General features: G+C 67.6%; 12 protein-coding genes and 2 tRNA genes. 6 read left to right on the forward strand and 8 right to left on the reverse strand.

Annotated features, from left to right (window positions below):
• Positions 1–39: 39 nt before the first annotated feature.
• Positions 40–113 (reverse strand) — tRNA-Met (locus ACFWMR_RS26995).
• A gap of 83 nt (positions 114–196) precedes the next feature.
• Positions 197–790, reverse strand: a complete 594-nt coding sequence (locus ACFWMR_RS27000) for a TetR/AcrR family transcriptional regulator C-terminal domain-containing protein (RefSeq protein ID WP_093936187.1) — start codon at positions 788–790, stop codon at positions 197–199.
• A 93-nt stretch (positions 791–883) separates the two neighbouring features.
• Here ACFWMR_RS27000 and ACFWMR_RS27005 point away from each other — a divergent pair, with 93 nt between their 5' ends.
• On the forward strand, positions 884–2,341 hold the full coding sequence (locus ACFWMR_RS27005; protein ID WP_378380378.1) for an FAD-dependent monooxygenase: 1,458 nt from the start codon (positions 884–886) through the stop codon (positions 2,339–2,341).
• Between the two features lie 234 nt (positions 2,342–2,575).
• Here the strand turns inward: ACFWMR_RS27005 and ACFWMR_RS27010 are convergent.
• A tRNA-Met gene (locus tag ACFWMR_RS27010) sits at positions 2,576–2,649 on the reverse strand.
• 67 nt (positions 2,650–2,716) lie between these two features.
• On the reverse strand, positions 2,717–5,704 hold the full coding sequence (locus ACFWMR_RS27015; RefSeq protein WP_378380379.1) for a UPF0182 family protein: 2,988 nt from the start codon (positions 5,702–5,704) through the stop codon (positions 2,717–2,719).
• A gap of 156 nt (positions 5,705–5,860) precedes the next feature.
• Here ACFWMR_RS27015 and ACFWMR_RS27020 point away from each other — a divergent pair, with 156 nt between their 5' ends.
• Complete coding sequence (locus tag ACFWMR_RS27020; protein WP_093936190.1) at positions 5,861–6,409, forward strand: PPA1309 family protein; 549 nt, start codon at positions 5,861–5,863, stop codon at positions 6,407–6,409.
• A 131-nt stretch (positions 6,410–6,540) separates the two neighbouring features.
• Here the strand turns inward: ACFWMR_RS27020 and ACFWMR_RS27025 are convergent, their stop codons facing one another.
• Positions 6,541–7,545 carry a YlbL family protein gene (locus ACFWMR_RS27025; protein ID WP_378380393.1) on the reverse strand — a complete coding sequence of 335 codons (1,005 nt, stop codon included), beginning with the start codon at positions 7,543–7,545 and terminating at the stop codon, positions 6,541–6,543.
• 203 nt (positions 7,546–7,748) lie between these two features.
• Between ACFWMR_RS27025 and ACFWMR_RS27030 the strand changes: the two genes are divergently transcribed.
• A complete protein-coding gene (locus tag ACFWMR_RS27030; protein WP_167406250.1) occupies positions 7,749–9,098 on the forward strand; it encodes a zinc-dependent metalloprotease in 1,350 nt (449 codons plus the stop codon).
• A 6-nt stretch (positions 9,099–9,104) separates the two neighbouring features.
• On the opposite strand, the gene ACFWMR_RS27035 is transcribed toward ACFWMR_RS27030, so the two are convergent.
• Complete coding sequence (locus tag ACFWMR_RS27035; RefSeq protein ID WP_005167498.1) at positions 9,105–9,668, reverse strand: M48 metallopeptidase family protein; 564 nt, start codon at positions 9,666–9,668, stop codon at positions 9,105–9,107.
• 163 nt (positions 9,669–9,831) lie between these two features.
• On the opposite strand from ACFWMR_RS27035, the gene ACFWMR_RS27040 reads away from it, so the two are divergent.
• From ACFWMR_RS27040 to ACFWMR_RS27050, 3 genes are all read left to right on the forward strand, one after another.
• Positions 9,832–10,866 (forward strand): TOMM precursor leader peptide-binding protein, encoded by a 1,035-nt coding sequence (locus tag ACFWMR_RS27040; RefSeq protein WP_093936192.1) that lies wholly within the window; start codon positions 9,832–9,834, stop codon positions 10,864–10,866.
• 77 nt (positions 10,867–10,943) lie between these two features.
• Entirely contained in the window at positions 10,944–12,284 is a 1,341-nt protein-coding gene (locus ACFWMR_RS27045; RefSeq protein WP_378380380.1) for an ABC1 kinase family protein, read from the forward strand.
• A gap of 142 nt (positions 12,285–12,426) precedes the next feature.
• Positions 12,427–13,338, forward strand: a complete 912-nt coding sequence (locus ACFWMR_RS27050) for a hypothetical protein (protein ID WP_378380381.1) — start codon at positions 12,427–12,429, stop codon at positions 13,336–13,338.
• A 6-nt stretch (positions 13,339–13,344) separates the two neighbouring features.
• Here ACFWMR_RS27050 and ACFWMR_RS27055 read toward each other — a convergent pair whose 3' ends face one another.
• Together ACFWMR_RS27055 and ACFWMR_RS27060 are read right to left on the reverse strand one after the other, a co-directional pair.
• The gene (locus tag ACFWMR_RS27055) at positions 13,345–13,524 is read right to left on the reverse strand and encodes a hypothetical protein (protein ID WP_378380382.1); all 180 of its coding nucleotides are present in this window, start codon (positions 13,522–13,524) and stop codon (positions 13,345–13,347) included.
• Entirely contained in the window at positions 13,521–14,390 is an 870-nt protein-coding gene (locus tag ACFWMR_RS27060; protein WP_378380383.1) for a class I SAM-dependent methyltransferase, read from the reverse strand. The genes ACFWMR_RS27055 and ACFWMR_RS27060 overlap by 4 nt, the downstream gene beginning before the upstream one ends.
• Positions 14,391–14,490 lie beyond the last annotated feature (100 nt).

Below are 14,490 nucleotides of genomic sequence, written 5' to 3' on the forward strand. Positions count from 1 at the left end.
GATCTGCGATTTCCGCAGATCCGCGCTTCTTCTTCTCTGTAGCGGGGACAGGATTTGAACCTGCGACCTCTGGGTTATGAGCCCAGCGAGCTACCGAGCTGCTCCACCCCGCGTCGTTGTGTTAATAGATTACACGGGGGCGAAACCAGGTTTCAGGGGGGTGCCCTTAACTTCTCAAAAGGCCTTTGACCTGCCTTTATGGCGCAACTTTGTCATCAAGCCAGGCGAAGACGCCGTCGAGCACCATGGTCAGCCCGTCACCGAATCTGCCCTCGACGTCCTCGTCGAAGACCCACGCGGTGGGCGTGACGTCGTAGCGCGGGTCTCGTTCGCCCGGAACCGGATAAACGGCCTGTTCTTCGATCGTGAAGCCGACGACGTAGCTGTAAACGGTGAACAACGCTCGTCCAGCCAGGTACGGTTCGAGCCCCGCGTCGACACGCCCTTGAAGCGGATTGTCACCGAGCAGGCTGTCGTCCGTCATGAAGGTCCCGGAGAAGACCTTTGCCCCGTCACGGTAAGCGAGCATCATCCGGCGCATACTCCGTGACGCCACCTCGAGGGTTTCCCGCTCTCCCAGGCCTTCCGGCACCCGGCCCGGCATCGCGTCGGCGTACATCCGTGTCGCCATCTCGTCGAGCAGCTCTTGTTTGTTCTTCACATGCCAGTACAACGCCGGCGCTTTGACGCCGAGCTCCTGCGCGATCAGGCGGAGCGTCAGCCCGTTGAGCCCGACGTCGTTGAGCAGCCGCAGCCCGGCACGGACGATGTCCTGCCTGGTCAGACCCACTTTCCACCTTCTTTCCAGCGGTGACACCTTGACAATTTAACGATGTTAAGGGCACGCTGGGCGCGGGTCAATTTAACGTTGTTAAGGAGTGGTATGAACAACCTGGGGACGGACGTGGTCGTGGCCGGGGCGGGGCCGACCGGGCTGATGCTGGCCCACGAACTCGCGCTCGCCGGTGTCGACGTCGTGGTGCTGGAACGGCTTCCCGAGCGCACCGGACTGTCGAAAGCGCTGAACCTGCAACCGCGAACAGCGGAAATGCTGGAGCTGCGCGGACTTCTGGACGGTGCCGAAGAGCGTTCGTTCACGACGGTGCAGGACGGACACTTCGCGATGATCCCGGTCGACTATCACTGCTGGGACACCCGTTTTCCCTTCCAGCTGGGGATTCCGCAGGCACAGGTCGAGGAGTACCTGGAAGAACGGCTTGCCGCACAAGGAACGAAGGTGGTGCGCGGAGCCGAAGTAATCGATTTCGTTCAGGACAAAGACTCTGTCTCTGTCCGGTACCGAACAGACGGTGGCGAAACCCGGCTGCGCGCGAAGTTCCTCGTCGGCTGCGACGGTTCTCGAAGTGTTGTACGCAAAGGACTGAACGTGGACTTTCCCGGTGTGGACGGTGAAGGCTACGGCGTGGTCGCGGACGTCCTGTTCGACAAAATCCCTGACGGTGCGCAGAAACAGTGGCGAACGATGCGGAACGTCGGCGAGCCGACCGGCGCGACCACGTTCAAAGGCCTGATTCCGTTGGGAGAACCGGGTCTCTACCGCTTCGTCTACGGCGACAGGGGCTCGCGGCCCCAGGACATCCGGTCCGCCGTCTCGCATGATGAAGTCCGGCGGGCCCTGCTCGACTCGTACGGTGAGACAGCGACGGTGTCGGAAATCCGCTGGGCGTCACAGTTCTCGGACGCCGCCCGGCAGGCGGAGCACTACCGCGTCGGACGGGTCCTGCTGGCGGGCGATGCGGCGCACATCCATTTCCCGGCGGGTGGCCAGGGGTTGAACCTGGGCGTGCAGGACGCCATGAATCTGGGCTGGAAGCTCGCCGCGACCGTGCACGGCTGGGCCGGTGACGACCTGCTGGACACCTACGAGGCCGAACGGCATCCTGTCGGCGCTCAAGTACTGCACAACGTCGCGGCTCAGCTGGGCCTGACTCCGCGGTCTCACGAGGCTCGCGCGCTTCGCGACTTTTTCGCCGACCTGGTCGAGCTGCCCGAGGTGAACCGGCATCTGTCGGGCATGGTCTCCGGTCTCGGGATCCGCTACACGACCTACGGGACGTCGCATCCGGCGCTCGGCTCGCGACTGGCCGATCAGGACATCCCGACTGAAGCCGGGCTTCTTCGTCCCAGCACGCTCTTTCACAACGGCGAGTTCGTGCTCCTGACGACCGGCCTGTCCCACGTCGACGCCGCCCGGGCCCAGGCTCGCTCGCCACGCCTGACGACCCAGCTCGTCACGACCCTGCCCTGGCCCTCCACGGACGCCGTCCTCTACCGCCCCGACGGCTACGCCTGCTGGGTCGCCCCCACCCCGACGCGATAGCAAAGGTCCCCCGCTCCCCCGGCGATACCAAAGGTCCCCCGCTACCGCCGCCACCTCGGCGCGATACCAAAGGTCCCTTGCTACTCCCGTAGCCCAGGCACCCGCGCTACCGACCACTTCAGGGGGTCCAGGGGGCGGAGCCCATCCTGGCGGGGGTCCGGGGGTTCGACCCCCGGGGACAAAACGAAGGAGGCCCGGTCTGCGCAATCCGCAGACACGGGCCTCCTACCTCTGTAGCGGGGACAGGATTTGAACCTGCGACCTCTGGGTTATGAGCCCAGCGAGCTACCGAGCTGCTCCACCCCGCGTTGTGTCCCCTACTTTACGCCTGCGTTTCGAGCAGGCGCAAAGCAGGGGGCCTTTAGGTAAGCGACGTCACCCTCCGGGCTTGCTGGTGGGCGGTGCACTGGTCGCCGGCGGGTTGGCCTTGGCTGCCTCGTATGCCCGGTATGCAGCGTCGAGCGCGGAGAGAGCGGCGCCCTGGTCCGCGTAGTTGCCCGACTGCTGAGCAGCCTTGTACTTGGTCCAGGCGTCGTGCATGTCGCCTGCGGCCTTCTCGAGCGCAGGGTTGCCGCTGGCGGGTGGCGGCGTCGTCGGGCCGGGTGGCGGCGTCGTGGGTCCTGGTGTGCCACCGCTCTGGGGCGGCGTGACCCCGGATCCGGTGCCCGCGCCGAAGACCTGGTCGAGTGCTTCGTTCAGCGTCGGCGCGAAGCCGATCTTGGTGCCGTAGGAGACCAGGACTCGGGCCAGCTGCGGATAACTCAGCTGGTTCCGTTGCCGGATGTAGACCGGTTCCACGTAGAGGAAGCCGTTGGCGACGGGCAGGGTGATCAGGTTTCCGTAGGTGACCGTGACGTTCGGGTTGTTGAAGAGCGTCCGGTCCTGCGCGACCCGTGGGTCACTTTGGAATCTGTTCTGGACCTGGACGGGTCCGTCCACCTGGGTCGCGCCACTCGCTCCCGTGGGCAGTCTCAGGACCCGCATTCGTCCATAGTCTTCGGGATCGGACGACACCGACATCCATGCCGCCAGGTACTGCCGTTGGAGACCGGTCAGTGAGCTGGTGAGCTGGAACCGCGACTTGGTGTCACCCGGCGCGGTGGCCAGGACGTAGTAGCCGGGCTGGTTGGCGATGCCGGAGGCGGACGCGTTCACGCCGCCTTCCTGCGTCGGGTCCTGCGGGACGCTCCAGAAGGCCTGCTGGGCGTAGAACTCGGCGGGGTTGTTCACGTGGTACTTCGACAGGAGTTCCCGCTGCACCTTGAAGAGATCCTCCGGGTAGCGGAAGTGCGACCGCAGGTCCGGGGAGATCTCGCTGCTCGGCTTGACCAGACCCGGGAAGACCTTCTTCCAGGCGTTGAGCACCGGCTCGTTGTCCTCGACCCCGTACAGGGTCACGGTGCCGTCGAACGCGTCGACGGTGGCCTTGACCGAGTTGCGGATGTAGTTGAGCGAGGAGTTCGCCTGGCGGGTGGTGCCGCTGAGCGAGTCGTTGGTCGCCTGGCCGAGCTGGGTCTGCTGGGCGTACGGGAAGTTGTTCATCGTCGTGTAGCCGTCGACGATCCAGATGATCTTGCCGTTGACGACCGCCGGGTACGGGTCGCCGTCGAGGGTCAACCACGGGGCGGCCTTCGCGACGCGGTCCCGCGGCTCGCGGTTGAACATGATCTTGGATCCGTCGCCGATGGCGTCGGAGAAGAGGATGTTCCGCTCGCCGTATTCAGCGGCGAAGACGAGCCGGTTGAACCAGTTGTCGATCGGCACGCCGCCGGAGCCCTTGTAGATGTATCCGCGGTCGACAGCGGTGTCGTACTCGCCGGGCGCCTGTCCTGCCGTGCCGCCGACGATCGCGTACGCGGCGTCGGTCGCGAGCTCGCCGTAGTAGATACGGGGCTCATCCACCTTGATACCCGGCTTGTTCGGGTCGGACGACCCGGCTCCCGACGGGTTCTGGGTGTCGCTGGTGGTGGCGATCGGGTAGCCGCCGTCGGAGTTGGCGTCCTTCAGCGCGCGGTCGATCGTGTTGGCCGGCGCGGCGACGAAGCCGTTTCCGTGTGTGTAGACGAGGTGCTTGTTGATCCAGTTCGTCTGGTTGCCGGTGAGGCCCTCGGTCTTGATCTCCTTGGCCGCGACGATGTAGTCCTGCGTGACACCGTTGAGGGTGTAGCGGTCGATGTCCAGCTTGGACGGGAAGCCGTAGAAGTTCTCACGGCCGACGCGCTGGGTGAAGGTGTCGCTGAGGATGTTCGGGTCGAGGAGCCGGATGTTCGGGACGGTCCCCTTGTCCGCCTTGATCTCCGCGGAGGTCGCCTCGGACTTGCCGGTGTAGTCCTTGTACTCGACATTGGTCAGACCGAACGCCTGACGTGTCGCGTCCATGTTGCGCTGGATCGACGCCGATTCCTTCTCGTTGGCGTTGGGCTTCACGGAGAACTGGTCGAGCACCGCGGGCCACGCGACGCCGACTAGCACGTTCGACAGGATCAGCAGCACCAACGCGATCGCGGGCAGCTGCAGGTTGCGCAGGAACGCACCGGCGAAGAACGCGACAGCACAGATCACCGAGATGCACAGCAGGATCAGCTTCGCGGGCAGAACCGCGTTCAGGTCGGTGTAGGTCGCACCGACGAACAGCGGCGCTCCCCGGTCGGAGAGCAGCAGGTTGTAGCGGTCGAAGAAGTACTCGACCGCCTTCAGCAGAACGAAGATGCCGATGGTGATGGCGAGCTGCGCCCGGGTCGGGCCGGCGAGCTGGCCACCCTTGCCCGCGAGCCGGATGCCGCCGAAGACGTAGTGGGAGATCAGCGCGCCGAAGAACGCGATGACGACCGAAATGAACAGCCAGCCAAGGAGCCAGTTGTAGAACGGCAGGTCGAAGGCGTAGAAGCCGACGTCGTTGCCGAATTCGGGATCGGTCTGCCCGAACGACGTGCCGTTCAGGAACAGCTGCACCACCTGCCAGTCGCTCTGCGCGGAAGCGCCGGCGATGAGCCCGGTGAGCACCGGGATGCCGATGCCGAACAGGCGGATCCGGCCGACGATCGCGGACCGATAGCGCGCGAGCGGGTCGTCGTTGCCGGAAACCGGCACGAAGACGGGCCTGGACCGGTACGCGATCATCAGACTGACCGCGAGCGAGCCCCCTACCAAGAGCCCTACGGCGAAGAACAAGATCACGCGGGTGATCAGCACCGTGCTGAACACCGTGCGGGCGCCGACCTCGCCGAACCACAACCAGTCGACGTAGGTGTCCAGCAGTCTCGCGCCCAGCAGCAGGGCCAGAATGACTACGGCGGCGATGATGAGCAGTATCCGGCTGCGCCGGGACAGCTTCGGCAGGCTCACGGGGGGCCGAGTGGCCACTGCACACGCTCCTGGTTTGGTGAACTTTTCGCGGGGGCGCGCGTACCGCGTGCGGCCCCTGATGCTCTAACTCTACGGATGCCGTCGGAAGTTCCCGGAACCCGCCCAAACCGGACTCGGAAGGCCGCGGTCCCGACCGCCTGGAACGATGTGCCAATGGCACCGAGTGAGCAGCAGGGCGTGGCCGGCCTGGCCCGCGAAGTCGAGGAGTTCGTCGCCTCCGGAGGATGGGATCAGCCGCCGCAGTTGTTCGCGCTGGTCCCGACCGCGGCGCTGCTGGACGAGCAGCCCGAATTGGCCGGACAACTCGACGCCTCGGCCCCGCTGACCCCGGTCGCCCAGGAGTCGTTGCCGGATGGGGATCTGGGTGAGGCCCTCGCGCAGATCGCGTGGCCCGATCTGGTGCTGGGCTGTGCGCTCGCGCAGGAGATCATCGTGCTGCCGCCGGATGCCGAAGCCGAGCTTCCGGTCGTGCCCGAGACCGATGCCGAACGCCTGCGTCAAGCAGCCGCCGACCACCCGCGCCGGACCGAAGCGCGGCTCGTGGCCGCTGTGCTGCGGGATGGTGCCGGAGCGTGCGTCATGCGACTTCGCGGTGCCGGAAAGCCCGAAGAACCGGGTGACGTCCCCGTCGACGAGATCATCGAGAACCCGGAGCTGGCCCCGAACCTGCTGGAAGCCCTGAAGGCGACCCTGCTCCCCTGACCTGCAAAGAGAGAGCAAGGGACCTTTGCTATCGCGTGCCCCAGGACGTACCCGGCGACAGCAAAGGTCCCTTGCTCTCTCTTCAGTCAGACCTGCGGAGCGATAGCAAAGGTCCCTTGCTCCCGCGGCGGTCAGCAGGAGGCGGTGGGCCTGCCCGCCTTGAGGTTCTCGAGCTGCGTGATCGCCTCGTCCAGTGTGGACACCTTGATCAGGTTCAGGCCGTCGGGCGCGGCGGTCTTCGCCTCGGCGCAGTTGTGCGCGGGCACGAGGAAGTCCGTGGCGCCGGCCTCGCGGGCGCCGACCACCTTGAACGAGATTCCGCCGATCGCGCCGACGACACCCTTCTCCGAGATCTCACCCGTTCCGGCGATGTGCCTGCCGCCGGCGAGGTCGTCGGGCTCCATCTTGTCGACGATCGCGAGCGCGAACATCAAGCCCGCCGACGGACCGCCGACGTCCTGCAGCGAGATTTTCACGTCGAAGGGGACATCGGCGCGATCCACCGCGGTCAGGCCCATGAAGCCTTCCGGGCCATCGGGCCGCTGCGCGAGCGTGAGCGGCACAGTGCGTTCGGCCTGACCGTCGGACTTGAACGTGATCTGGACGGTCTGTCCGGGCTTCGTCCCGTTCAGCGCGGCCCGCACATCGGTCGCTTCCTTGACCGTCTGCCCGTTGACCACCAGAAGCCGGTCACCCGGGGCGAGCACCTTGTCCGCCGGGCTGCCGGAGACGATCGTCTTCGCGAGCACCTTCACCGGGAACTTGCGGCGCAGCGCGGCGACCTGAGCGGCGGTCTGCGAATCCTGTAGCTGCTGGATGTTCTCCTGGCGGACCTGCTCATTGGTCTCGCCCGGCTTGAAGTACTCCTCGCGCGGCGCCAGCGCGTACCGGCCGCTCGCCCAGAGCCCGAGCGCGTTGAAAAGCGTGATGCCGCCATCGCGCAAGGAGACCGTCGTCATCCGCAGCTCGCCGGAGGTCTGGAAGATCTCGTGCCCGTTGACCTGGATCACCGACTGTCCGGCGGCGTCCTTGCCGAGCGTGTCGTAGGTCGGGCCGGGGCTGATCGCCACATACGGCACCGGGATGAAGAACCCGACCAGCGCGAAGGCGACGAACAGCGCACCGCTGACCAGCAGCGTCCAGCCGCGCCGGGTCAGCCGCCGCTCGGAGCGGTCCTGGTCACTCGCGGAGCCCGCGCGGGGCCGCGTTGCTGTGGTCTGCTCCGAGGGCTCTGTCACGCGTGACAGCGTACGGTGACGGTGTTCGCTTCTCGGTGAAGGCCACGCTCATCACTCCACTTGACGAGCTCTGCGTCCCAGGACCCGCGTACGGTGGTGCCATGAGCAAACCCCCGTTCGGCTTCGGACCGCCCGATCCCGACAAACGAGGCGAGAACGAGCCGTCGGATTCCGGCGGCCAGCCCTCCGGCGCCGAGGCCTTCAATCAGCTCGGTCAGATGCTCAGCCAGCTGGGCCAGATGCTCAGCCAGGCCGGCAGCTCGACCGGGCCGGTCAACTACGACCTGGCGAAACAGATCGCGTTGCAGAACCTCAGCAGCAGCGACAGCGGCGACGTCAAGCTCGGCTTTTCGTCATCCAGCGGCGGCGACTCGAACACAGCCGTCCGTGACGCCGCCCACCTCGCCGAGCTGTGGCTCGACGCCGCGACCATCCTGCCCGCCGGGGCCACGACGACCGTCGCGTGGTCCGCGCGTACTTGGGTCGAGAAGACCCTGCCCACTTGGCAGCGCCTCTGCGACCCCGTCGCCCAGCAGGTCTCGGGAGCTTGGGTCCAGGCCCTGCCCGAGGAGGCCAAGCAGGCCGCCGGCCCGTTGCTGTCGATGATGGGACAGATGGGCGGGATGGCCTTCGGCTCCCAGCTCGGCACCGCCCTGGCTCAGTTGGCTTCCGAAGTGCTCACCTCCACCGAGGTGGGCCTGCCGCTCGGCCCTGCGGCCACCTCCGCGCTGCTGCCGGCGAACATCGAGAAGTTCACCGAGGGCCTGGAGCTGCCGACCAGCGAGGTGCTGGTCTTCATCGCCGCGCGCGAGGCCGCCCACCAGCGGCTGTTCGCGCACGTTCCCTGGCTGCGGCAGCGACTGCTCGCCACCGTGGAGGAGTTCGCGAGCGGTATCTCCGTCGACACCTCGGCCCTGGAGCAGCTCGCGGGGCAAATCGACCCGTCGAACCCGGCCAGCATCGAAGAGGCCATGTCCTCTGGCCTGCTCGAGCCGCAGACCTCGCCCGAACAGAAGGCGGCGCTGAACCGGCTGGAGACCCTGCTCGCGCTGGTCGAAGGCTGGGTCGACGTCGTGGTCGCCGAGGCCATCGGCGACCGTCTGCCGGGCGCGGACGCGCTCCGGGAGACGCTGCGCCGCCGCCGGGCCACGGGTGGCCCGGCGGAGCAGACCTTCGCCACCTTGGTCGGACTCGAGCTCAGGCCGAGGCGGATGCGGGCGGCTTCCGCGCTGTGGAAGCTGGTCGGCGACCAGCACGGCATCGAGAAGCGGGACGGCCTCTGGTCCCACCCCGACCTGATGCCGACCGCCGCGGACCTCGACGAGCCGCTCGACTTCGCCGAACGTCTCGGCGACGGCGAGTCGACCCTCGAAGGCATCGACCCGATCGCCGAGATCGAACGCACCGAGCGCGAGAAGAACAAGCCCAAGGACGACGAAGACAAGAGCTGAGGCACGTCAGTCCTCCGCCGCGATGCCCCAACCGGCGGCGGAGGACAGGCCCTCCAGGTAGCCGATGGCGCGCTCGGTCTTGGGATAGCGGCGCACGAGCTCCCAGAACGCCGCGTTGTGCCCTGGCTCTTTCAAATGCGCGAGTTCGTGCACGAGGACGTAGTCCAGCACCCAGGCCGGCACCCGGCGCAGACGATCACTGACCCTGATCGTCGCGTCGACCGGTGTGCAGGACGCCCACCTCGTCCTCATCGGCGGCACCCAGCGAACGCTCGCGGGTATCGCCTTTCCGTCCAGATACTTCGCCGAGAGCACGGCGCAGCGCGCCAGGAGCGCCTCGTCCGAGGCCTTCGGCGGCGCGGCCTGCCGCGGCCCTTTGCGCAGCAGCTTGCGCTGCATCTCGGCTACCCAGTGCTTCTCCTCGGCCCGGGTCATCCGGGCAGGGATCAGCACGACGAGGGTGTCCTCGTCCCAGTACGCGGTGACGGTCCGGTGACGGCGTTGGCTACGCCGTACCTCGACCTTGTGTTCGGGAGTGTCCGACGGATTCGTCGTGTCCCGGCTCCTCAATGAGCGCGTCCGTGCTTCGACCACTCGACCACGGTAAGGCCAGTCACCGACAACTCCGAGGGCCGAAAGGTCACAGCCTCAAGTTGTCCACAACGGGGTCAACCTGTGGATAACTCGCGTTCTTCTGGGCATCCGGTCGGCGCGCCGGTGCGATCCTGCGATCATGAACCTGCGCGAACCGGACCTGAGATCGATCATCCTGCCCGCCTTCCCGGTCCTGCTTCCCGGCCTGGATGTGCTGGAACGCGGAGACGGCGAGATCCAGATCGGCCTCGACCCCGCGCACGCCGTAGTGGTCGCCGGAGTCGCCACCGAAGTGGCCGAAGCCCTCCGAGGGCTGGACGGGACAAAGGCCGCCGACGACATCGTGCTCGCGCAGAGCGAACACGACGAACAGCTACGGGACCTGATGACGGACCTGGCGGCCCGCGGACTCGTGACCGATGCGGGGCAGCCTGAGCAGCACCCCGTGTCGAAACCGGAAACAGGACTCTGGTCGCTCCGCGCACGCCACCACCACGCGGCCATGACCGCGCGGCGCAGACGCACAGCGGTGGCGATCCACGGTGACGGCAGGCTGGCCGTGGCCATCGCCGTCCTGCTCGCCAACGGCGGGGTCGGGCACATCGACATCCGGGCCTCGGGCACGGTGCTCGAAAGCGATCTAGGCTCGGGCTACACCGAGGCCGAAGTCGGCATGCCCCGCCGGGAGGCGATGGCGCAGGCGGTGCATCGCGCCGGGGCGGATACGTCGACCACCAGGCTCTACTCGGACCGCAGACCGGAGCTCGTGCTGCTCACCGACACCGTGGTGCCTGCTCCCGAAGTGGTCGAGGAGCTCGTCCGGGACGGAATCAACCATCTGCCGGTGCGTGTCCGCGACGGGGTCGGCATCGTCGGGCCGCTGGTGGTGCCCGGCCGCAGCAGCTGTCTGCGCTGTGCCGACCTGCACCGCGCGGGCCACGACGAGTCCTGGCCGAGAGTGGCGAGCCAGCTCGCGGGACGCGTCCAACGGCCGGATCTGGGCGCCGTGCAAGCCTGCGCCGCGCTGGCCGCGGCGCAGGCACTCCGGCTGCTCTCACCCAGCGACCAGGCGCCGCCCGCGTGGAACGCCACTCTGGAGATCGACTTCTTCGACGGCGCGATCCGTCACCGCGACTGGCCGCCGCACAGCGGATGTGGATGCGGCGCACGGTGATACGGCAAGCGATGTAGCCCACACGCACGCCCTCAACAGGCTGCGAAAGCGGAGTGAATCAAGGCAGAATCGCGAGGGTGACCGACTCCCGCAACGCCGAGGACCGAGAATCCGCCATCCCCCGCAACGGGGCCGCGCGAACGGCCAAGCTGGCCAGCATTCCTCTCGGCATAGCGGGCCGGGCGGTCGGCGGCTGGGGCAGGCGACTGACCGGGCAGAGCGCCGAAGAGGTCAACGCGACGCTGTCCGCCAAAGCAGCGGAGCAGCTCTTCGAGGTGCTCGGCACGCTCAAGGGCGGCGCGATGAAGTTCGGCCAGGCGCTGAGCGTTTTCGAAGCCGCGGTACCCGACGAGATGGCGAAGCCCTATCGCGAGGCTCTGACGAAGCTCCAGGCCGCGGCACCGCCCATGCCCACCAGGCAGACCCACCGGGTCCTCGCCGAGCAGCTGGGACGCACCTGGAAGCAGCGATTCGCGGATTTCGACGACGAACCGGCCGCGTCCGCGAGCATCGGCCAGGTCCACCGCGCGATCTGGCACGACGGCCGCGAAGTCGCCGTCAAGGTGCAGTACCCCGGAGCCGACGACGCGTTGCGGAGCGACCTTCGTCAGCTCCAGCGCTTCAGCAGGTTATTTCAGGCCTTCGTGCCGGGAACCGAGGTGAAACCTCTCCTGGCCGAACTCGCCGAGCGGATGAACGAAGAGCTCGACTACCAGGCGGAAGCCCAGAACCAGCGCGATTTCGTGAAGGCGTTCGAAGGCGTCCCCGGGTTCCTGATCCCCCGCGTGGTCGCCAGCGCGCCGAAGGTCGTCGTCACGGAGTGGGTCACCGGCACTCCGCTGTCGAAGATCATCGCCGGTGGCGACAAGGAGGCACGGGACCGCGCCGGCCGCCTGCTCACCGAGTTCCACTACTCGTCGCCGGAACGCGCCCGGCTCCTGCATTCGGACCCGCATCCCGGCAACTTCATGCTGACCGCCGACGGCAGGCTGTGCGTGATCGACTTCGGCGGGGTGTCCCGGCTACCCGAGGGGATTCCGCAACACCTCGGCGAGATGACCAGGCTGGCGCTCGACGGCGAATCCTCGAAGCTCATGCGGCTGCTCAGGGAGTCCGGTTTCATCCGAGCCGACGCGGACCTGCAGGCCGACGACGTGCTCGCGTACCTGGCGCCGTTCACCGAACCGCTGGCGGGCGACACGTTCCACTTCACCCGCCGCTGGATGCAGCGGCAGGCGGGCCGGGTCGGCGACACCCGCGGCCGCGATTTCCGGATCGGCCGGTCCCTCAACCTGCCGCCCGAGTACCTGATGATCCACCGGGTGACCGCCGGATCGACCGGCATCCTCTGCCAGCTCGACGCGGAGATCCCCGCCCGCGCGATCGTCGAACGGTGGCAGCCGGGCTTCGCGGCCTGAGAAGTTATCCACAGGGAACGATGCGGTTGAGCCGAAACCGGGGGCGTTCGGGCGAGTTGTCCACAACTTCGCCGAAGCGGTTCCACCCGGTCGGCCCAACGGTCATCCTCGATTCATGGCCACTACACGAAGCGCCCGACTCATGGCGCTCAGTAACACCAGCGAATCCGGGATCATCACCAACCGCGAGCTGCGCAAGGCGGGCGTCACCGCCCGTTACGCCGCGAAGCTCTGTGGCCCGGGCGGTCCTTGGCGAAGGCTGATGCCGGGTGTGATCCTGTTGCGCGACTCCGCGCCCACCCGGCTTCAGCTGTTGCAGGCCGCCGTCGCACGATTCGGGCCCGACGTGGTGGTGACGGGCGCAGACGCGCTTCGCGCACGAGGCGTCGACTGCGCGGTGACACGGGAGGTCCATCTCCTCGTCCCCGACTATCGGCGCGTCCCGGCGGAGCCCGGCATGCTGCCGCGAAGAACCACGCGGATGCCACCGCCGACCTTGATCGACGGCGTCCCGTTCGCGCCTCCGGCCAGGGCGGCGCTCGATCTCGCCAGGTTGGAGCTCGATCCCGCGCGGATCGACGAGCTGATCTCGCTACCGCTGTACTGGGGGCTGTGCACGCTCGACGAGCTCAAGGAAGAGCTCGACTCCGGTAACCGGCGAGGCTCAGCCGCGGTCCGCGCGGCTCTGCGGCGCGTCGATCCCGAAGAGACCTACGCGCATGGGCTGGCGAAGAAGGCTCTCAGCGGCTGCCCGCTGCCCGCGCCGTCATGGAACACGACGATCTGCGACCGGCGGGGACGTCCCATCGGCTCTGCCGACGCCTGGTGGGACGACATCGGCCTGGCCTGGCAGTTCCGTGCGCCGAAACGAGGCGCCGCGGATTTCCACCCGCTGGCGCTGACCGCGACCGGCACGGTGCTGGTCCGCTGCACCATCGACCAGTTGAAGAAAGTTCCGCAGGAAGTCGCGGCCGAGCTCGTCAGGGCGTTCGCCGAAGCGGCGCGTACACCGCGGCCGAAAGTCCGCACCATCGGCCGGATCGACGCCGCCTGACGCAGCTCACCAGTACTCGTCAGGCAGCTTTCCCTCGATGTCGCGGGTGTGGCGGCGAGCGCAGGCAGGACACATCCAGCGCACGGCGTTCTTCTCACGGGTGGACACCCAGGCGAGCGTCTGCGCGGGCTCTTCGTCCGCGCCGCGGATCCGGCCGCACAACGAGCAGTCGACCCGGTCGCTCACGATCGCCGTCCACAATGGATCGTCTTGGCCCCTTGCAAGAACAGATCCTGGCGTGCTCCGAGGAAGTCCGGGCTCGCCGAATCCAGCAAGGCGGCCGCGGTCTTGTGGTCGTCGCTGTTCAGGAGTTCGCCCGCCACCTCGGTCAGCCAGGTCACCCGCTCGATGACGAACTCGCGCAGCAGGTCCGGTCCGGGCGCCGGGTGGTGGATGAGGACGCCGAAGGAATCGACGTCGATCAGCCCTGCTCGCTGGAGCGCGATGTTCCAGCCATAGGGCATCGAGACGGAGCCGGGGATGCCCGCCCGCATCTCGGCGAACCACTCGCCTCGCGCGGCGAGCAGGCGCTCCTCCAGCCCTGGTCGGCCGGTGCCGAGGTCCCAGGGGAGACAGTTGAAGTCCAGGCCGCCCTCGGAGATGGCGACCAGCCCGCCGGGGCGGGCGAGCCGGGCGAGAGTGTCGACTGCCGACTGTTGATCGGGCAGATGATGGACCACGCGCGAAGCCCAGACCAGATCAGCAGGAGGCAGCTTGGCAGACAACCCGTCGTCGGCCACGTCGGCGTGGATCGTCTCGACGGTGGCGTTGTCCCCCGCGGCCGCGGCAACCACCCGGTGCGCTTCGGCCAGCAGGGGCTCGGTCGCGTCGACCAGCACGATCTTGGCGCCGGCGGAGGTGAACTCCTCGGCGAAGAGCACGCTCATCCCGCCCGCACCGCAGCCGACGTCGAGGATGGTCGGCCTGTCCGGCATGCCTTCCAGCAGCCGGCGAGCGGCCATCCGCATCGGCTCGGCGTCGAGTGCTTCGGCCATGCGAAGCGATCGAAGCCTGTCAGCCCAGTCGATGTCGTCATGCGTGTGTACGGCCATTCCCCCAGTGAACACCAAGCCGAGCCGCGCCACGCCCCAAAAAAGGGAGCGGGGGACCTTTGCTGCCGCACGGCGATAGCAAAGGTCCCCCGCAACCCCC

This window comes from Amycolatopsis thailandensis (assembly GCF_042723255.1).
GTDB lineage: Bacteria > Actinomycetota > Actinomycetes > Mycobacteriales > Pseudonocardiaceae > Amycolatopsis > Amycolatopsis thailandensis.